The organism is Tepidibacter aestuarii, from assembly GCF_934924865.1.
Classification (GTDB): domain Bacteria; phylum Bacillota; class Clostridia; order Peptostreptococcales; family Peptostreptococcaceae; genus Tepidibacter_A; species Tepidibacter_A aestuarii.
Map to the genome: position 1 here is coordinate 562,082 of NZ_OW235315.1, position 21,679 is coordinate 583,760.

A 21,679-nucleotide genomic window follows, 5' to 3' on the forward strand; every position below is an offset into this window, starting at 1 on the left:
TTTAACACTCCTTTATAAATATCATATTATATTTATATCCCAAAAAAATATATTTAAAAGCTTGTTTTTGATTTTTGAACATACAATTTAATATAAGCTTTAATTTATACAAACTGGATTAAGTTTCGCTTTACATGATAAGGAGGTAAATAAGTTGGATTTTGAAGTTATAGTTAAATATCATGGTGATTTATCAAAAATACAAGAAGACCTAGATGCAGTTGTTGAACTTTTAAATGAAAGATTTGCAATAATTACTTTAAAAGAAGAAGATATACCAAAACTACTAGATTATGAAGAGATAGAATATATAGAGAGACCTTTTGTTTTGGGACCGAGTTTAACAGGTTCTGAAGCAAGTGGAATAGATTCTTTTAAAAGCACAACAGGTCTTGCTGGAGATGGAGTTATAATAGGGATTATAGATTCTGGAATAGATTATAGGCATCCTTATTTTGTTAATGAAGATTCTACATCAAAGATCATAAGTATATGGGACCAAACAAGAGAAGGTAATCCACCAGAGGGGTTTGAAGAAGGATATGTTTATACTAATGAAGATATTAATAAAGCTCTCTCAGGTGAAGAAAGTATTCCTTTTATGGATCAGGTAGGACATGGGACACATGTAGCGGGAATAGCATCCTCTGTAGCTCCAGATGCCGATATAATAGCTGTTAAGGTGGGCAGTAAGGGGATAGAGTCATTTGCTCGAACAACAGAGTTTATGAGGGCTGTAAAGTATATAATAGATGAATCAGAGAAACTAGGTAAACCTGTAGTTATAAATATAAGCTATGGAACTAACGAAGGCCCCCATGATGGAACTTCTTTGTTTGAAGAATACCTAGATGATATGTCACAAAGATGGAAAACGTCTATTGTTGTTGCGGCTGGTAATGAAGGTGATAAGGGACATCATAAGTATGTAAAGCTTGAAGAAGATGTATCAAAGCCAATTGAATTTTCTGTAGGACCTGGAGAAATGGAGCTTGATATTGCTATATGGAAGAAATTTGCGGATGATTTCACCTTTAAAGTTGTAAGTCCATCTGGTGTGTCTAGTCCAAACATTGGAGAAAATTCCGGAGAAATAGACGCTATGTTAGGAAATACTAAGATGAGGTCCTTTTTTCTTCCACCAACTCCATATACATTAAGAGAACAAGCTAGGATTAATCTAAAAGGCAATCCATATATTCAAGAAGGTATATGGAAGATAATAATTGATGCTAGTGAAGTTGTAGAAGGCGATGTAGATTTATATTTACCTATATCAGAAAAATTAAGTGAGAATACTAAATTTTTAGATCCAAATATAGAGCTTACAATAACAACTCCAGCCACGTCTAAACGAGTTATATCTGTTGGAAGTTATGATCATACAACAGATACAACTTCATCTTTCTCGGGAAGAGGTGATGTATCTAGGAATGTAGTAAAACCTGATATAGTAGCTCCTGGTGAGGATATAGTATCTAGCTTTCCAGGAGGAGGATTAGCTTCTCTTTCAGGAACTAGTATGTCAGCTCCACAAGTAGCTGGAAGTATAGCTCTTTTAATGGAGTGGGGAATAGTTGACGAAAATGATCCATTTCTATATGCTGATAGAATTAAAGCTTTAATATTGAAAAATGCTACAAGAGATAAGAGTTTTTTAGAATATCCAGACGAAATTTGGGGGTATGGTGAATTGAATTTAAGAGATATTACTACACAAGGTCTTAGAAATTTATATAGGGATGAGGATAATTATATGGATCAGAATGATGGGTTGGAAGAATATATAATAGAATATCAAAGAGATATAACCGAGGAATTAAGCAAAATGGGAATTGATAAAATTCAAAAGCTAAATGATAGATATGCAGTTATATATGTTCCTGATGATTTTAATGCAGAAATATTAGTAGAAACAATAGGTAATATAGTTGCTGTAAGAAGGCCTATGAGAATGGTACCTCTTATAGATACTAGTATAGAAGAGACTGGATCTAAATTTTTCCACAAACATCCATATATTCCTCAGACAGGAAGAGATGTTTTGGTAGCTATAATTGATTCAGGGATAGATTATTCTCATCCTGATTTTATATATGAAGATGATACTTCTAAGATAGTCAGTATTTGGGATCAAAATCTAGAGGGAAATCCACCAGAAGGATTTGTATTTGGAAGAGAATATACAAGAGAAGAAATAAATGAAGCAATTCAAACAGGAGAAAAATTAGAAACTGAAGATGAAACTGGCCATGGCACATTAGTAGCAGGAATAATAGGAGGAAGAGGAAGTGTAGACGAAAAATATGTAGGAGCTGCTCCTGATAGTGAGTTTGTAGTTGTAAAATTAGAAGATCATGGTGGCTATTATAATTCCTCGGATTTAATGCTTGGAATAAAATACGCATATGAAAAGGCACAAGAGCTTGGTATGCCTTTAGTTATAAATGTATCTGTGGGCTCAAATGAAGGAAGTCATGATGGTAAAACCATGATAGAAAATTATATATATGAATTAACTAGAAATAGAGGAATAATCGCTGTTTCAGGTGCAGGTAATGAAGCAGATACTAAAACTCATTATAGTGGGAAATTTAATAATACTGGAGAAGTTCAAGAAATAGAGCTTAAAGTTGGAGAGAATCAAAATGATTTAGAAGTTTACTTTTGGGGGAAAAAGCCTGATAGGGTATCTGTGGGCTTGGTTTCTCCAACGGGGGATGCTATTGATAAAATACCAGCTAAATTAAGCGAAACGGAACTTGTGAAATTCACAATGGAAGGTGCAGAAACAAATATTACTTATAAATTTCCAGATGAGCTTACTGGAGATGAGTTTATAGGTATTTCTTTCAAAAATATAAAACCGGGAAATTGGATTATAAAATTATATGGAGATTATATTGTAGATGGAAGATACGATATGTACTTACCTAATAAAGAATTGCTTGCAGAAGGAACTGAATTCTTAAAGCCAGACCCTTATGGAACTATAGTTACTCCAGGTACAGCAGAAGCTGGAATAACTGTGGGAGCCTATAATCATGAAGATAATAGTTTATATAGAGCTTCTTCAAGAGGTCCAACTAGAGATGATAGAATAAAGCCAGATTTAGTAGCTCCAGGAGTTAATATAACTTCCACTACTCCAGGTGGTGGATATGGAACTATTACAGGAACAAGTGCTGCAGGAGCTCATGTAGCAGGTGCTATAGCACAGCTTTTACAGTGGGGGATTGTAGAAGGAAATGATACAAGAATGTATACTCCAAAGGTTAAAACTTATCTAATAAGAGGAGCTAAAATGAGAGAAGGGAATGAATATCCTAATACATCTTGGGGATATGGTTCACTTGATCTACGACGTGCTTTTGAAAAAATAAGATCTGCATTTAATTGGAGATATTCATCACAAGTTAAAAAAGAAGATATATGAAGATATATAAAGAAAAAAGAGTGAAGCTTACGCCTTCGCTCTTTTTTATTAGAAAAATAAAAGATTTTTATTTTAATTCTGCAATTTTAGTAACAGCTACAAATATATCAGAAATCTTAAACCAAGTACGGAAATCTACTGTTCCTGTAACTGGTAATCTGAATACTTCTTGGAATACTCTTACAGATTCGGCAGTTGAGTCTCCATATACACCATCTACTTTCATCTTAGGTATAGCAGGATAGTTTTGAGCTATTCTATTTAGCTGGGTTTGTATTGTTCTAACCGCATTTCCACTTGAACCAATTCCTAAAGTATAACCAGGATATGATGTAGGGACTCCTGTTACTACTTGGGCTCTATCAAATCCTATATCATTTCCGTAAAAGTATTTTAATATTCCATCATAAGATTTACCTAGATCTCCTTGATATTTACTGCCCCATTGAGTCATCCAGGTTGGACATTGAACTTGAACACCATCGCAGTATTGAGCAAGAAGGGGCTGTCTTCTATCTGCTGGTCTTTTAAAGTATAGATTGAATATATCATCTACAATTAAACTTATATTTTCGAATATATTTCTGCCGTATATCCATTTGTGATCGAATGCCGTTGATGATGTTATAGTGAAATTTTTCCCTTTTCCTCTATACCATTCTGTAAAAACTCTGTTTAAAGTAAATGATACTATAGCACATACATTTGCGTATATTGTGCTTATTGGCCATGTTGAGTATATTTCAGATGATGCTACATTTTTTATATAGTCCTTATATCGAACCCAATAGTTAGGCGCAGAATTATCATCCGGTGAACCATCGTGCACTACAATATATTCAGGAACTTGAGGGTAATCTAAAACTACAAAGCCTGAAGGCGGAGGTATAACCTTATTCGGTGCCTCTGGAATCTTTGGAGGATAATTTCCCCATAGGGTGTTTGCCCCAATAACTATAATTTCTGATTCTTGTCTCATAAATCTAGTGTTTTGTATTTTATCAAGCTCTATCGTTTGAATAGAAATCTGTGTTGCAAATATTTGAACACCTTCTACTATAACATCTATATATCCATCTTTTATAACTTCTACTACGTAGTCGCTATAAGGCCTTACATCTGATGGTTTTTGTGAATACTCAATGTCTGGCGCTGGCAAATTTATAATTGATGTTTGACCAGATATATTTGTTGGAACATTTTCTGCTAAGGTCTTTTGGGTGTCAGTTGCTGTAGAGTAAATATTAATTCTACAATCAGGTATTGGCGTTTTAGTTTCTCTATCTATAACTTGAACTAATAAGCTACCGTCTGCCATTATCAAATCACCTTCCTAACTTAAAAAAATCGTTTAGAATATACAAAGTAGGAGCTATTTTGTGTTTAATACGCAATAGCCAATACCTTTATCATTTCAATTCTGCAATTTTAGTAACAGCTACATAAATATCAGAAATTTTAAACCAAGTACGAAAATCTACTGTTCCTGTAACTGGCAATCTAAATATTTCTTGAAATACTTTTACAGCTTCAGCAGTTGAATCTCCATATATACCATCTACCTTTACTTTAGGTATAGCAGGATAGTTTTGAGCTATTCTATTTAGCTGATTCTGTATTGTTCTAACTTCATTTCCACTTGAGCCAATTCCTAGGGTATAACCAGGATAAGAGGTAGGGACTCCTGTTACGACTTGAGCTCTTTTAAATCCGATATTAGGTCCGTAAAAAAATTTTAATATTTCATCATAAGATTTACCTAGGTCTCCCTGATATTTGCTACCCCATTGAGTCATCCATGTAGGACATTCAACTCGAACACCATCACAGTACTGAGAAAGAAGAGGTTGCCTTCTATCTCCTGGTCTACTAAAGTATAGATTGAATATATCGTCTACAACTAAACTTATATTTTCGAATATATTTCTTCCGTATACCCATTTATGATCGAATGCTGTTGATGATGTTATAGTAAAGTTTTTTCCTTTTCCTCGATACCATTCTGTAAAAACTCTGTTTAAAGTAAATGATATTATAGCACATACATTTGCGTATATTGTGCTTATTGGCCATGTTGAGTATATTTCAGATGATGCTACATTTTTTATATAGTCTTTATATCTAACCCAATAGTTAGGAGCAGAATCATCATCTGGTGAACCGTCATGTACTATAATGTACTCTGGAACTTGAGGGAAATCTAAAACTACAAATCCTGTAGGTGGCGGTATAATCTTATTTGGTGCTTCAGGAATTTTTGGAGGAAATATTCCCCATAGAGTATGTTCGCTAATAACTACAATTTCACTTTCTTGTCTCATGAACCTGGTGTTTTGTATTTTATCAAGCTCTATATTTTGAATAGCAAGTTCTGTTGCCAGTATTTGAATACCATCGACTATAACATCTATATATCCATCTTTTATAACCTCTACTACGTAGGTGCTATAAGGCCTTACATCTGATGGCTTTTGTGAATATTTAAGGTCAGGTGCTGGTAAATTTATAACTGGTGTTTGACCAAATTCATTTGTCGGGATATTTTCTGCTAAAGTCTTTTGAGCATCAGTTTCTGTTGAGTAAATATTAACTCTACAACCTGATATTGGAGTTTTAGTTTTGCTATCTATAACTTGAACTAACAAGCTACCATCCGCCATTATTACATCACCTTCCTAACCTCAAATAAGTCGTCTAGAATATACCAAGTAGGAGCTATTTCAGTATTTAAAACCCAATAACCAATACCTTCAAGATTCATATCTCTTGCAAGTTCATGCTTATATAATTGGCTTAGAGCATCTTCAAAATGAACCTCATGAAGATCATTATTACTATCTGTATATCTAAAGTACGGAGTTTTAGATTGATTATTCCACATTATTTGAGCATTATTGTCTATTGCTAGTTTGTATGCATTTTCAAGTGTTACTGTCTCTGCAGACTCTTGTTTATATTTATAAACAAGCCAATCATATCCGTATAAATTTACTCCCATATAGATTACATCTTTAGGCATTTTGGTTATAGCGTAATCGAGTACTTTTTTTACATTAGGAAGAGGTGCTATAGGCTGAGGATCTCCACCTACCCATCCCCATTCATAAGTCATAATATATGCTATATCCAAGTATTTTCCTAGCTCTTCATAGTCGAAGAATCCAACCCAAGGTCTATCAGACCAATCTTCCCATTTAGGGGCAATAGCCATTCCAAGTACTTTATTATTTTCATGAAGTTTTTCAGATAGTTTTTTGACAAAAGTATTAAATAAATCTCTATCATCTGGATATAGGTTTTCAAAATCTAGGATAACTCCTCCGTAATTGTTATCGATAGTTAATTTAACTATGTTATCTATCAATGTATCCACATTATCTGTTAAAACTTCTCTTGCTAAATCTTTATTAAAATTAACTCCATCAAAATTAGTTATAACAGGAAGTGGACTTATGTTATTGTCTAGTACAAACTGGGACAAACCATCTGGGACTTCACTGATTAAATTTCCATCCTTATCGGTTCTTACATCAAAAATAGCCATATAAGTTAATTCATCTGATACTTGCTTTATATAATCATAATATTTTTCGTAATCTTTTCCAGGCTGAAAAAAAGGTAGCGTAGAAATAGATTGTCGTGTGCTAGAACTAGGTATTTTGATAGTTTGACCAGGATAAACTACATATGGAGATTTTAAATTATTTATATTTATTATATCTTTGTAATCTATATTAAATTTTTTGGCTATCTTATACAAGAAATCACCAACTTTTACTTTATAGTCGAAATAATTCTTATTAACCTTATTCGAATTTGAAGGTATTAAAAGATTCATTCCAACAGCTACTTTATCATAATAGGGAAGATTATTAGCTTTTACGATATCATCTATAGATACATTGAACTTATTTGAAATATCATAAAGGCTATCTCCGTTATTTACTTTATAAATTTCCATTTTACCCCTCCTAAATTAAATTATTATATAGTATGAAAAAAATAATATTTTGTTAAGTGATTTTGGGAATAATAAAATTAAATAAAGTGTTTGGAGGAAGATTATGAATATTAAACTTTTGATTACAGCAACAGCACCAGCTTTTGCACTTTTAATTGGAATATATCTTACAGATAGATATGATAAAGAACCCCCAGAGCTTTTATTTAAAGTATTTATACTGGGGTGTTTATCTGTTATTCCAACTATTATAGTTGAAAAAATATTAGATAGGTTCAATGTATTTTCAGGTATAATGTGGCCTTTTTATACAGCTTTTATAGTTGCAGGGTTTACGGAGGAGTATTTTAAGAGATTAGTAGTTTTAAAAAGTGCATTTAAAAGTGCTCATTTTAATGAAAAACTCGATGGAATAGTATATTGTACGTTTGCATCACTTGGATTTGCAACTATAGAGAATATAATGTATGTTGCATTTAAATTTAGCTCAAATCCTACTATTGGAATAGGAAGAGGAATATTTTCAGTACCATCTCATATGTTATATGGAGTAACTATGGGATATTACTTATCTCTTGCAAAATACTGTGTCATGGAAGAGCGTGTTTGCAAAAAATATATGCGGAAATCTTTGACTATGCCGATAATACTTCATGGTATATTTGATTTTATATTGATGTCTAATATGCCTATATTGATGGCTTTATTTGTACCTTATGTAATCTATCTATGGAAGATAAATTTGAGTAAGTTAAATAAATATACACAAGAATCAAAAGATAGATTTGGATTTATAAATAAAATACAGAAGGAATAAAGTTAAAAAATTAATATATACTATTTAATTTATGATATTATTTAGTAAATATATACTATTTGATTTATAATATTATTATAGTAAAGTAGTTTTAAGACGATATAATATATTTTAAGCAAATAATTCTATATATTTATTTAATCAAACAGAAAAGAATATAATTAAACATATTTTGGGGGATTTTATGAAATACAAATTCTATATAAATTGGATTATATTGGCGATTGGTGTTTTCTTTATAAATATATTATTTTTAAATAATATACCTTTTAAAGGAAATATTCAATCTAGCATATTCGATTTTTTTATTAAAACATTGGGGTATGTCCTATCTTTATTATGTTTTGTGATATCAGTGAAGTTAAAGATGAAAAATCTAAGCCTTGGATGGATATTTTTCTCCATATATCTATTTGGAGATATAGTAAATGTAATGGAGTATAATATATTAAATAACTGGATAATTAATATTTTATTTAATAGCTCAATAATATTAGCAATAATATTTATTGCTTATGGTTTTTTTAAAACCATAATAGAAAAAGAAACTTTATTAAAAGAAATAACTCATACTGAATTTAATGATTCTTTAACAGAACTTCCAAATAGAAGAGATCTTGAGAAAAATATCAAAAAGGCTCTATCAGAAAATAAAAAATTTGCTATATTATTTGTAGATTTAGATAGATTCAAATTGATAAATGATTCGTTAGGACGTAGGCATGGAGATAATATATTAAAAAAAGTAGCGGGAAGGATTAAGGGAAATATTAGAGTAGAAGATTATTTAGCAAGATATGGTGGAGATGAATTTTTTATAATACTCAATGATATTGAAAATGAAAATGAAATAACCGAAATCGCTAAAAATATCGTGCATAGATTTAGAAAACCATTTGAATTAGAAGATACAACTGTACATATAACATGTAGTGTAGGTATTTGTTTATATCCTAAAAATGGAAATGATATGGAAACACTTATGGAAAATGTTGAGATAGCTATGCATAAAACCAAGGAAAGTCAGGGGAATGGTTATCAGTTTTACAATGATAATATTCACAGTCAGATAAAATATAAATTCGACATTGCAGAAAGTCTTAGAATTGGAATACAGAAGGATGAGTTTAGGCTACATTATCAGCCTAAAGTGGATATAAGTACAAACCAAATAATTGGGGTTGAAGCTCTTGTTAGATGGAATCATACTAAAAAGGGAATGATCTATCCCAATGAATTTATACCTATAGCAGAAGAAACAGGTTTTATAAAAACATTAGATAAACATATAGTAAAGCTTGCATGCCTTCAAATAAGAGACTGGATAGATAGAGGTAAGGAACCCATAAATATTTCTGTTAATATATCTCCAAAGCTATTGCATGAAGAAAATTTTATTCCGTATGTAGAAAGTGTATTTGAATCTACAAAAATAGACCCTAAGTATATAAGTATTGAAATAATAGAAACGGCTGCCATGGAAGATAAAGAATATGTTTATAACATCTTAAACATATTAAGAAACAAGGGGATAAAAATACTTTTAGATGATTTTGGAAAGGGTTACTCATCATTAAGTTATTTGAAGGATTTACCTATAGATAAGGTTAAAATAGATAAATTATTTGTAGATGAAATCTGTTTTAATAATGTAAATAGAACTATAATGAAGGCTATTATCGATATGTCAAAAGCTCTAAATCTTAAGGTTTTAGCTGAAGGAGTAGAGACTGTAGATCAACTAAATTTATTGAATGAATTAGATTGTCAGTCTTATCAGGGATATTTATACAGTAAACCTGTACCTATTGAAAAACTAGAAAAAATGATATATGAGAACGAAAAAAAAGGCGCTATTGTATAATAGCGCCTATTTTGTAAGTATAGATATTATTTCATCTATAGATAATTCTGTTTTTAGCTTATATGTATTTGCCTTTATAGAATTCTCAAGATTTAATTCTTTTAACTTTGCTAAAAAATCTTGAGACGATTCAATTAGTCCTAGATCTTCAAGGTTACTAGCTACTTGAGCACCTGATTGCCCTGATTTGACTTGGAAATATACGACATCTTGCATAGCAATTTTAGAATTATCTTCAGATGGAGTTTTTGTATCTTCAATAGTAGTGTTTATATTCATTACAGATTCTTTATCTTTATCAAACCATCCATAGAATTGATACCCTATAGTGGCTATTATGATTAATAAAACAAGAAATCCTAATAATAAATCGCTTATTTCATAAAAAACATCTTTAAATCGTTCTATTGTAATGACCTCCTTTGCTATTAGTTTTGTCCTAATTATATTTTAATGTATATATATATATAGTCAATATAAAAATTTATTGAAACACATAATGGAAAATGTTATCCTAATTGTAAAGATGTGTTTTTATATACAAAAAATGTTATGAAAATAAATATTAAATACATAAAAATAATAAGGGGGAAAAAATATGAAAAAAAGAATATCAATATTACTTATAATGAGTATGCTTTTAACTTTAATTGTACCATCTATAGTTAGTGCAAATGAAGAAGAAGCAACTATAACTATATTAGGAACAAGTGATATGCATGGAAGAATATTTCCATGGGATTATGCATTAGACACAGAAGATTCTGATGCAGGATATTTAAAGGTTGCAAATATTGTAAAAGAAGTAAAAAGTAATAATAAAAATGTAATATTAGTTGATGCAGGAGATACTACTCAAGATAATTCAATAGAACTTTTCCAGGGAAAAGATAAAAATCCTATAATTGAAGTTATGAATGATATAGGATATGATACATGGACTCTTGGAAATCATGAATTTAACTTTGGTCTTGATGTATTAGATAAGGCAGTTAAGACTTCAAATGCGACAGTTTTAGCTGGAAACTTATATAAAGAAGATGGACAAAGAGCTTATAATGCTTATAAAATAGTAGAAAAAGATGGAGTTAGGGTAGCGATAATAGGGATGATTACTCCTAATATACCAAGATGGGAATCATCAACTCCAGATCATTTCAAAGGATTAGAATTTAGAAACCCTGTTGAAGAAACTACGAAAGTTATGGATGAACTTAAAGGGAAAGCAGACGTATTAGTTGGCGTATTCCACATGGGACTTGAAAATGAATATACAGATTTTGATGGGACAAGAAGCATAATAGAAAAAAATCCAGAGCTTGATGCTGTTGTAATGGGACATGCTCATAGTGATGTTTCAGGTGAAATGATAGGAGACACTTTAGTTGTTGAGCCTAAGAGTTATGGTAATAGAGTATCTAAAATAGATTTAAAATTAAAAAAAGAAGATGGAAAATGGGATGTAGTTGAAAAAAATAGTGAAAACATAGATACTAAAGCTTATGAAGCAGATAAAGAGCTTGAATCTAAATATAATTACATTAATGAAACTTCTAGAAATGATGCAAATATGATAATAGGAACTGTTACTGATAACTTTATAGAAAATATTCAAGTACTACCTGGTATACCTACAGCTCAAGTAGAAGATACTGCGTTAATAGACTTTATAAATGAAGTTCAAATGCATTATTCTGGAGCTGATATATCATCAGCAGCAGCTTTTAAAAATGATATGAATCTTTTAAAAGGAGATTTTAAGAAAAAAGATGTTGCTAATATATACAAGTATCCAAATACTTTAATTAGTGCTAAGGTTACAGGAAAACAATTAAAGGATTATATGGAGTGGTCTGCAAGATATTACAATACATATAAAGATGGAGATGTTACAGTTAGCTTTAATCCTGAAATAAGAGGATATAACTACGATATGTTCTCAGGTGTTGATTATAACATAGATATATCAAAGCCAGAAGGACAAAGAATAATCGATCTTAAGTTCAAGGGTCAGCCAGTTACTGATGATATGACATTTACTATTGCAGTTAATAACTATAGATTTGGCAATATGGTTAAGGATGGATACTTCAAAGAAGAAGATAAAGTTTTTGACTCTTCGTTAGAGTATGCAGATGGAAGTATAAGAAATCTTATAGTAAAATATGTTACTGAAAATAAAGAAATAGCTCCAAAAGTTGATAATAACTGGAAAATAGTTGGAGCGGATTTAAATAATCCTTTAAAAGATGAAGTTTACAATTTAGTTAAACACGGAAAGATAAGCATTCCAAAATCAGAGGATAAGAGAACTCCGAATGTTAAATCTTTAAATGTATATGAACTTCAAAAGCAAGGATTACTTAAGGATGATGTTAAAGAGGAACCTAAAAAGGAAGAAGTTATAAAGAAAGAAATTGTTGTTAAAGAACAAAGTTATACAGTTAAAAATGGAGATGTTCTTTGGAAGATAGCTAAGAAATTTAATATGGATTGGAAGAAGTTAGCTGAGTATAACAATTTAAATAATCCAAATTTAATATATCCAAATCAAGTAATCAAAGTACCAGCTATGTAATCAGAAAAGACCCTTTTAGGGTCTTTTTATATACAAGGAAATTATATAACTTTCAATTTGTGAATAAGATAATTACAAAACCAGAGTATAACTACCTTTAGGTAATAGATATTACAACAAATCAATGGGTGAGTTTTTTATGTCAAAAATTTAATTGTTTTAATAAGCTAAATAAAAGGCATATTATATATAACACTAATTTTTGCTTTAATAGGAGGGTTATATGGGAAGCATAGACAAAAAATATGAATTTGTAATAACAAAATTTTTGGCAAGATATAATTATGATGCTGTTATAGATATATTAGAAGAGCTTGGAATAAATAATGGAGATCTTCATATATTGGTTAATTATTGTAAATCATCTGTTAATTTTGATTTTAGAACTGCTGTAAAAAAGCTTGATATGTTAACTCCTCAAATAAAAAATAGAAAAGATATAAAAAAGCTTAGAAATAATTCTATAGATTTGCTAGATGGAGAAGTTGCTGCTATATTTTCGGAATTCATAGAGAATATAAAGATAAAGTTAATAAATGAAGAATATATAGATTTTTTAGGAAGAATATATAGATTGAAGGAAGCTTTATTTAAGTATATATTTGTTAAAAGTCAATCTAATAAAACTAAGGTATCTATGCTAGGGTATATGGTATCTAAAAAAAATATATTGAATATACTTAAAAAGAGGTATAATATATATACTAGCAACTTGACTTATGGAATTACTAGGTATATAAACAAAAATATGAGAAAAACGAAAAAAATAGTCGATGTATTAGAAATACTAAATAGTGAAAAATTAGAAAATCTGATAAGACTTAGAAATGACTGTCCTGTTGGGCATGGTTTCAAAGGAGTTAGCAAAGAAGATATAGAACATATATATGGTAAGCCCTTTGAAGTTGTGGATGATTTTATAACAGCATGTGAAAAATTAGATGTTGATATAAAATTTGATAAATATGATGATATAAATAATATAATAATAGAACTTCTAAGTAAATATATAAGGGATAAAGGAGACGTTTATTATGAATGAAAAATTAAAAATTGAGATTTTGGAGTGGGTAAAGACTATAGGAATAGCCTGTGTATTGGCTTTTTTTATAACTTTATTTATAAGACCTACTCTTGTTAAAGGATATTCTATGTATCCTACACTTGAAGAAAATGATTATCTTATAATAAATAAAATACCATATACTATGCATGAGCCCCAAAAAGGAGATATAGTTATATTTAAGTCACATCTTGTCCAAGAAAATGGGAAAGAAAAGGACTTGGTTAAAAGGGTTATAGGCCTGCCTGGAGACAAGGTTAAGGTCATGAATGGTAAAGTGTATGTCAATGATGTAGAACTTGAAGAAGGCTATATAAATGGGGACTACACAGATGGTATTATAGATTCTGTAGTTCCTGAAGGTCATATATTTGCTATGGGAGATAATAGACCTAATAGTTTAGACAGTAGAGACCCTAGAGTTGGTTTTGTAGATGAAGATGAGATAATAGGTAGAGCTTTTGTAAGACTTTATCCATTTAATAAAATAGGTTCATTAAAATAATTGTGAATATGAGAATCGGATTTTCTTCCATGGCATACGAAATAAAGGAAAAAATAAAATTATGCCAAAAATTAAGGCTTAACCATATAGAAGTTGGAATAGACAATCTTGAAGATTGGAATTATTTATATCAAACTAAGGATGAGTTTACAAAAAATAATATATCAATAGGTATTCACATGCCTATGGAGCTTAATACCTGTGATCCTATAAAGAAGGCAAGTGAGTTTTGGCTTGATTATTTTTATGAAAACTATAAGATAGGAAAAGAATTTAATGTAAAGTATTACAATCTACATTTAGGGTATGGGCTTAAAAATAAAGTTGAAAAGAATAGGATTGAGTATTTAAATAATACTGTAAACTTTCTTTCGAAACTTTTAAACAATATAGAAGATACAGATATATATATTGAAAATACATACTCCAAAAATGGAGATTTGATTAACCTTGGAAATAAAGTATCAGATTTTGAATATTTGTTTGAGAATGTGACAAAATATAGTTTGGGGTTTTGTTATGATATAGGTCATAATCTTATAAATAAAGACGATTATTTAAGTAGATTATCTAATAATATAAGATTGATTCATTTGAGTGACAATGATGGAAATGAAGACTTGCATTTAGGTTTAAGTGAAAATGGTTTGTTAACTAAAAAAGACATAAAAGATGTATTAGAAATTAATAATAACGAATACTTAGTATTTGAAATGAACACTAAATATATAAATGAGAGTATAAAGTTTATACAAACTATACAAAAAAATATCTAAAAAATAGAAGAAGGGAGCAATTGCTCTCTTTTTGCACATATACTATTATACAGAATCTAAAAAAAGCAAGGGAGCTGATACTATGAATAAAGTTAAAATCAATATAATGGATGATATTGTAGAATATGAAGCTGGTACTACACTTCTTGAAATAAGTAAAGACTATGAGGAAAAATACGATTCTGCTATAGTTCTTGGAGTCATAGACAACAGCCTTAGAGAATTAACTTATAAAGTTGATAAAGATTGTTGTGTTGAGTTTGTAGATTTAACAAAGCAGGATGGAATTAGAACTTATATGAGGAGTTTATCTTTTGTATTTATAAGAGCTTGTGAAGAGATGTTATCGGGATGTAGAGTATCGGTAGAACACTCTATGGGAAAAGGTCTCTATTGTGAAATAAACTATGATAGAGATATAAATGAATCAGATATAGATAAGGTAAAAAATAGAATGAGACAAATAATAGAAGAGGATGTTCTTATAGAAAAGAAAAAGCTACCTATAGAGGAAGCTATAAAAATATTTGAGACTAGTGAGAAGAATGCAAAGGCAGATTTATTTAGATATAAAGAATCTAACACTGTAAGTATATACAAGTGTGGATGGATAAAAGATTATTTTTACGGTTACATGGTTCCATCTACAGGATATTTAAAATTATTTGATTTAAAATATCACAATCCAGGTGTTATTATACTTGGACCTAAAAAAGAACACCCAGATAAGGTAGCTAAATTTATAGATCAACCAAAGCTTGCACAGGTTTACAAAGAAGCAGAGGAATGGGCTAAGATAATGGATGTTCATAAGGTTGCTATGTTAAATCGCTTGATAGAAAATGGAGATTATGGAGATATTATAAGAACTGTAGAGGCTCTTCATGAAAAGAAAATAGCTCAAATAGCTGACATGATAGTAAAAAATAAGAAAAAGAGTAGAGTTATATTGATATCCGGACCATCATCATCGGGTAAGACTAGTTTTGCACAAAGACTATCTATACAGTTGAGAGTTAATAAGGTAAGACCTGTATCTATATCTTTAGATGATTATTTTGTTGATAGAGAGGATACACCTAAGGATGAAAATGGAAATTACAATTTTGAATCTATATATGCTATTGATTTAGATCTTTTCAATAAGGACTTACAAAAACTTATAAATGGAGAAGAAATACAGGTACCTTACTTCAACTTTAAGACTGGTAAGCGAGAATATAGAGGAAATACCTTAAAGGTTAATAATGATCAGCCTATAATAATAGAAGGGATACATGGCCTTAATGATTTGCTAACGGAGTCTATTTCTGAAGATAATAAGTTTAAGATATATGTAAGTGCTTTAACTCAGCTTAATTTAGATGAGCATAATAGAATACACACAACGGATGTAAGACTTATAAGAAGAATGGTAAGAGATAATCAGTTCAGAGGACATAGCGCGGTAAGAACTATTCAGATGTGGTCTATGGTAAGACGTGGTGAGAAAAATTATATTTTCCCATATCAAGAAAATGCAGATGTTATGTTTAATTCTGCTTCTATATATGAGTTGTCTATACTTAAAAAATATGCAGAGCCTTTGTTAAAAGAAATAGATCCTAATTGTAAAGAGTACAGAGAAGCTAATAGGCTATTAAAGTTTTTACAATATTTTGTTACAATAGAAGATGAGGGTGATATTCCGCCAACATCAATACTTAAAGAATTTATAGGTGGAAGTAGATTGGTACATTAGATAGAAAGAAGGAATAAGATTTGGATAAAATATTACAACAAATAATCGACGACAATAAAACTTATACTGAACATGGAAATGTAGCTACATATATTCCTGAACTAAGAAAAGCTAATAAGAATGACCTGGGGATTTGTATAGTAGATATGGATAATAATATCTATGAAGCGGGTAACTGTGATAACAAGTTTACCATTCAAAGTGTGTCAAAGCCTATAACTCTTGCTTTGGCACTTATGGATAATGGAAAGGATAAGGTTTTTTCTAAGGTTGGAATGGAACCTAGTGGAGATCCTTTTAACTCTATAATGAAGCTTGAAACGTCAAAGCCTTCAATACCTTATAATCCGATGATAAATGCTGGGGCTATAATGATAACGTCTATGATTAAAGGGAGAAATAATGCAGATAAGTTAAATAGGATGATGAATTTCTTTAAAAAACTTTCTGGAAATGAAAAGTTGAGTATAAATGAAGAGGTTTACATGTCTGAAAAGCTTACTGGTGATAGAAATAGAGCAATGGCATACTTTCTAAAAAGTGAAGGAGTTTTAACTGAGAACGTAGAGGATGTACTTGACTTATATTTTAAGCAGTGTTCTATTGAGATAACAGTTAGAGATTTGGCTAGAATAGGAGTGAATCTTGCATCACATGGTGTTGACATATTGACTGGAAAGAGATTAATTGATGAAGAGGTATCTAAGATAGTAAAAACATTTATGGTTACATGTGGTATGTATGATGCATCTGGAGAGTATGCTATAAATGTTGGAATACCTTCAAAATCAGGAGTTGGTGGAGGTATTATGGGAACTGTTCCTAACAAAATGGGAATAGGAGTATTTGGGCCATCTCTTGATAAAAAAGGAAATAGTATAGCTGGAATAAAGGTTATGCAGAGTGTATCTCAGAAATTGAATTTAAGCATATTCTAAAAAATATATATAAAATATTTTGACAATTGCAATGTTAAATAATATAATATATAAAAACTAAGTAAAGGTGATGTTATGAAGGATATTTTGGTTTTAAGGGATATTGAGCAAATAAAGGCTGTGTCTCATCCGTATAGAGTAGATATACTAGAGGCTTTTGGAGAGGACCCTCTATCAGCTAAGCAATTGTCAGAATTGTTATCAGAACCCCATGCAAAGGTAAATTATCATATAAAAACCTTATTAAATGCAGGGATATTAGAATTAGTAGAGGAAAAAGTTAAATCGGGAATTATAGAAAAGTACTATCTGCCAAAGGCAAAAATGGTTATTATGGATAAGAGCATTTTAAATTCTGCTGTTTATGATGAAAATGTAGCTAGAACGCTAAATCAAGTTTCAATATCTTTGTTTGAAAAAATAAGTGATGATTTTTACAGAGCTGCTGAAAATGATGAAGTTAAGTCTAAACATGTGAGACATTATAATCAGTATTATTTAACAGAGGAAGAATGCAAAGAAGTAATGGACACTCTAGAAAAAAAGATTATGGAGATTTTAAAAGATAGGGACGACAAGCATAGAGAAAATACTAGACCATATAATATAACATTAATGGGAGTGCCGGATCTTAGAAAAGAAAAGAAGGTAAAAAAATAGACATCGACAATTTTGTTGATGTCTATTTTTTTTGGGTATATTAAAGTTATAATTGAATTTTAAAATAGGAGTGATTATATGCTAGTTATAGGACCACATATATCAATAGCAAAAGGATATTCAAAGGCTGCTAAAGTTGCTTTAGATATAGGAGCTAATACATTTCAATTTTTTACAAGAAATCCGAGGGGAGGAAATGCAAAAGAATTTGTTGAAAAAGATATAGCTGAATTTCAAAGAATAAGAAAAGAAAATAACTTTGGAGCAATGCTTGCACATGCACCTTATACTATGAATCTTGGTGGTAAAAAAGACGATGTATATGAATTTGGAAGAAGGATATTTAAAGAAGATATAAAGAGAATGGATGAACTTGAGGTAGAGTATATGTGCTTTCATCCAGGAAGCCATGTAGGTGGAGGTATAGAATTTGGAATAGAAAGAATAGCAGGTGCATTAAATGAGGCTTTAACAGAGGATCAAAATGTAATTATACTTCTTGAAACTATGTCTGGAAAAGGCAGCGAAATAGGATACAACTTTGAGCAGATAAAAAGTATTATAGATAAGGTTAAGTATAAGGATAAGGTAGGAGTATGTCTTGATACATGCCATATATTCTCAGCTGGATATGATATAGTAACTGATCTTGATGGAGTGCTTGATGAGTTTGATAAAGTAATAGGACTTGATAAATTAAAAGTAATACATTTTAATGATAGCATGATGCCGTTTAACAGCAATAAAGATAGACATGCAGGTATTGGAGAGGGAAAAATAGGATTTAAGGGATTGATGGAGTTTATGATGCATGAAAAGCTTAAGCATCTTCCGTTTTTCTTAGAGACTCCTTATGATGATGAAGGCCATAAAAAAGAAATTGAGATGATAAGGAATTTTTTGAAACAATAATTTGAATAAATAGCTACTTAGATTTCATATAAACGAAATTTAAGTAGTTATTTTAAATTTGTTAATAATATGAAACTAAATTATGCTATAATTAATACAGATAAAATTAACAGAAAATTCAAAATAAATAGCAATTTAATAAAACAAGAAGAGTTTAAAAATAAAATATATATTATTAAGAAATAAAATATATAATAAAATGATTAATTCTATTGTTTGAAATGGGGAGAGGTTATATGATGAAACCTTATGTAAAACTTATTGTATCAATGCTTATTTTTGGTAGTATAGGTATTTTTGTAAAAAATATTCCACTTGAAAGTGTAGAAATTGTAGTCTGTCGTACAATTATTGGGAGTTGTTTTTTATTTTTTATGATGTTTGTTTCGAAAAATAAAATTAATACCAAACAAGTAATATCTAATGTAGTTCCGCTTTTAATTTCAGGTCTAGTCTTGGGATTAAATTGGCTATTTTTATTTGAAGCATATAGCTACACGAGCGTTAGTGTGGCCACGTTATTGTATTATTGTGCACCAATTATAGTAATGCTACTTTCACCTTTTGTATTAAAGGAATCACTTCAATCCAATAAGATAATTGGAATAGTTGTATCCATGATTGGAATGATTCTTGTGAATCAAGTGCATTCTGCATCAAGACAAGAACTACTAGGTGTAGGATATGGGTTATTGGCGGCATTATTTTATGCCATACTAATATTAGCAAATAAACATATCAAAAAAATGTCATCGTTAGAAACTACGGTAATTCAATTAGTAATAGCGACTATTGTGTTAATTCCTTATGCTGTGCATTCGCATCAAGGGGAATGGATAATTCCAACAGGCATATCACTACTTGCGCTTTGTATTCTTGGGTTTGTTCATACAGGAATTGCGTGTTTGTTGTATTTTTCATCTATGAAAGATTTGCCAGGACAAAGTGTGGCGTTGTGTAGTTATATTGATCCACTTTCAGCGTTAATATTTTCAGCAATCTTTTTGCATGAACACTTAACATTTGTTCAAATTGTTGGAGCAATTCTTATTTTATCTGGAGCTATTTTTGGTGAAGTATACATCAAAAATAAATCACAGTCTGAATCTATTGCAGATCAGAGCGAGGTTTCTAATAAAGGGATGCCCTCATCTTAAAAGGTGGGGGTATTTTCATGCTGAAATTCGTAAAATATGTTCTAAAATTAAATTCCTCTAAATATATATTAATGTATCACTTTCAGGACAAGAATTATTTAATAAGGGGGATAAGAAGTTATGAGATTTGATTTGTCAAAAGAACATAATATGTTAAAGCAAATGTATGAAGAATTTGCTAAGAATGAGGTCAAGCCTTTAGCAAGTGAAATAGATGAACAAGAGAGGTTTCCTGTTGAAACTGTAGAAAAAATGAAAAAAGCAGGATTTATGGGAATACCTTTTAGTAGAGAGTATGAAGGTGAAGGTGGGGATAATTTAGGTTATATACTTGCAGTTGAAGAATTATCTAAATACTGCGCAACTACAGGTGTCATATTATCTGCACATACATCACTTTGTGCAGCTCCTATAAATGAATTTGGAACAAATGAACAAAAAGAAAAATATTTGAAGCCTTTAGCAAGTGGGAAAAAATTAGGGGCATTTGGACTTACAGAGCCTAATGCGGGTACGGATGCATCATCTCAACAGACAACAGCTGTTCTTGATGGTGATTATTATATATTAAATGGTTCGAAAATATTTATAACAAATGCAGGATATGCAGATATTTATATAGTTATGGCTATGACAGACAAAACGAAAGGAACAAAGGGAATAACTGCTTTTATAGTTGAAAAAGATACTCCAGGGTTTAAGGTAGGACCTAAAGAGAAAAAATTAGGTATTAAAGGATCATCGACATGTGAGCTTATATTTGAAGATTGTAAAATACCTAAAGAAAATCTTTTGGGAAAAGAAGGAAAAGGATTTAAAATAGCAATGAAGACTCTTGATGGAGGAAGAATAGGAATAGCAGCACAGGCACTTGGAATAGCACAAGGTGCTCTTGATACTACTGTTAATTATGTTAAAGAGAGAAAGCAGTTCTCAAGACCAATAGCTAACTTCCAAAATACACAATTCCAACTAGCTGATATGGGAACGAAAATAGAAGCAGCTAGAATGTTAGTATACAAAGCTGCTTGGAATAAGGATAAGGGGTTATCTTACTCTAAGGAAGCTGCAATGGCAAAACTATATGCATCTGAAGTAGCGATGGATATTACAACTAGATGTGTTCAATTACATGGAGGATATGGATATACAAGAGAATATGATATAGAGAGAATGATGAGAGATGCTAAAATAACGGAGATATATGAGGGTACATCAGAAGTACAAAAAATGGTAATAGCAGCTAATTTATTAAAATAAGGGGGATAAAT

The 21,679-nt window shown here is 30.4% G+C and carries 17 protein-coding genes; 13 read left to right on the plus strand and 4 right to left on the minus strand.

Features of this window, described 5'->3' with window-relative positions:
• Positions 1–154 precede the first annotated feature (154 nt).
• Complete coding sequence (locus tag M2214_RS02690) at positions 155–3,436, plus strand: S8 family peptidase (protein WP_305879806.1); 3,282 nt, start codon at positions 155–157, stop codon at positions 3,434–3,436.
• A 67-nt stretch (positions 3,437–3,503) separates the two neighbouring features.
• Here M2214_RS02690 and M2214_RS02700 read toward each other — a convergent pair whose 3' ends face one another.
• The 3 genes from M2214_RS02700 to M2214_RS02710 form a co-directional block, all read right to left on the minus strand.
• On the minus strand, positions 3,504–4,754 hold the full coding sequence (locus tag M2214_RS02700; RefSeq protein ID WP_248482566.1) for a peptidoglycan-binding domain-containing protein: 1,251 nt from the start codon (positions 4,752–4,754) through the stop codon (positions 3,504–3,506).
• A gap of 91 nt (positions 4,755–4,845) precedes the next feature.
• Complete coding sequence (locus M2214_RS02705; protein WP_248482568.1) at positions 4,846–6,096, minus strand: peptidoglycan-binding domain-containing protein; 1,251 nt, start codon at positions 6,094–6,096, stop codon at positions 4,846–4,848.
• Positions 6,097–6,098: 2 nt separating this feature from the next.
• Positions 6,099–7,397, minus strand: a complete 1,299-nt coding sequence (locus M2214_RS02710) for a LysM peptidoglycan-binding domain-containing protein (protein WP_248482570.1) — start codon at positions 7,395–7,397, stop codon at positions 6,099–6,101.
• A gap of 103 nt (positions 7,398–7,500) precedes the next feature.
• Between M2214_RS02710 and M2214_RS02715 the strand changes: the two genes are divergently transcribed.
• Together M2214_RS02715 and M2214_RS02720 are read left to right on the plus strand one after the other, a co-directional pair.
• Positions 7,501–8,214 carry a PrsW family intramembrane metalloprotease gene (locus tag M2214_RS02715; protein WP_248482572.1) on the plus strand — a complete coding sequence of 238 codons (714 nt, stop codon included), beginning with the start codon at positions 7,501–7,503 and terminating at the stop codon, positions 8,212–8,214.
• A gap of 184 nt (positions 8,215–8,398) precedes the next feature.
• On the plus strand, positions 8,399–10,078 hold the full coding sequence (locus M2214_RS02720; protein ID WP_248482574.1) for an EAL domain-containing protein: 1,680 nt from the start codon (positions 8,399–8,401) through the stop codon (positions 10,076–10,078).
• A 6-nt stretch (positions 10,079–10,084) separates the two neighbouring features.
• Here M2214_RS02720 and M2214_RS02725 read toward each other — a convergent pair whose 3' ends face one another.
• On the minus strand, positions 10,085–10,357 hold the full coding sequence (locus M2214_RS02725; RefSeq protein ID WP_248482577.1) for an endolytic transglycosylase MltG: 273 nt from the start codon (positions 10,355–10,357) through the stop codon (positions 10,085–10,087).
• 319 nt (positions 10,358–10,676) lie between these two features.
• Here M2214_RS02725 and M2214_RS02730 point away from each other — a divergent pair, with 319 nt between their 5' ends.
• From M2214_RS02730 to M2214_RS02775, 10 genes are all read left to right on the plus strand, one after another.
• Complete coding sequence (locus M2214_RS02730; RefSeq protein WP_248482579.1) at positions 10,677–12,656, plus strand: 5'-nucleotidase C-terminal domain-containing protein; 1,980 nt, start codon at positions 10,677–10,679, stop codon at positions 12,654–12,656.
• 223 nt (positions 12,657–12,879) lie between these two features.
• Positions 12,880–13,698, plus strand: coding sequence for a hypothetical protein (locus M2214_RS02735; protein ID WP_248482581.1), 819 nt, complete (start codon positions 12,880–12,882; stop codon positions 13,696–13,698).
• On the plus strand, positions 13,691–14,224 hold the full coding sequence (gene lepB, locus M2214_RS02740) for a signal peptidase I (RefSeq protein ID WP_248482583.1): 534 nt from the start codon (positions 13,691–13,693) through the stop codon (positions 14,222–14,224). Before M2214_RS02735 ends, lepB begins: the two co-directional genes overlap by 8 nt.
• 29 nt (positions 14,225–14,253) lie before the next feature.
• A complete protein-coding gene (locus M2214_RS02745) occupies positions 14,254–15,000 on the plus strand; it encodes a sugar phosphate isomerase/epimerase family protein (protein WP_248482585.1) in 747 nt (248 codons plus the stop codon).
• Between the two features lie 82 nt (positions 15,001–15,082).
• A complete protein-coding gene (locus M2214_RS02750; RefSeq protein WP_248482587.1) occupies positions 15,083–16,741 on the plus strand; it encodes a nucleoside kinase in 1,659 nt (552 codons plus the stop codon).
• Between the two features lie 20 nt (positions 16,742–16,761).
• A complete protein-coding gene (glsA, locus tag M2214_RS02755; RefSeq protein ID WP_248482589.1) occupies positions 16,762–17,679 on the plus strand; it encodes a glutaminase A in 918 nt (305 codons plus the stop codon).
• 75 nt (positions 17,680–17,754) lie between these two features.
• Positions 17,755–18,339 (plus strand): ArsR/SmtB family transcription factor, encoded by a 585-nt coding sequence (locus M2214_RS02760; RefSeq protein WP_248482591.1) that lies wholly within the window; start codon positions 17,755–17,757, stop codon positions 18,337–18,339.
• Between the two features lie 78 nt (positions 18,340–18,417).
• On the plus strand, positions 18,418–19,251 hold the full coding sequence (locus tag M2214_RS02765; protein WP_248482593.1) for a deoxyribonuclease IV: 834 nt from the start codon (positions 18,418–18,420) through the stop codon (positions 19,249–19,251).
• 239 nt (positions 19,252–19,490) lie between these two features.
• Entirely contained in the window at positions 19,491–20,408 is a 918-nt protein-coding gene (locus tag M2214_RS02770) for a DMT family transporter (RefSeq protein WP_248482595.1), read from the plus strand.
• Between the two features lie 120 nt (positions 20,409–20,528).
• Positions 20,529–21,668 carry an acyl-CoA dehydrogenase gene (locus M2214_RS02775; protein WP_248482597.1) on the plus strand — a complete coding sequence of 380 codons (1,140 nt, stop codon included), beginning with the start codon at positions 20,529–20,531 and terminating at the stop codon, positions 21,666–21,668.
• The last annotated feature ends 11 nt before the right edge of the window (positions 21,669–21,679 follow it).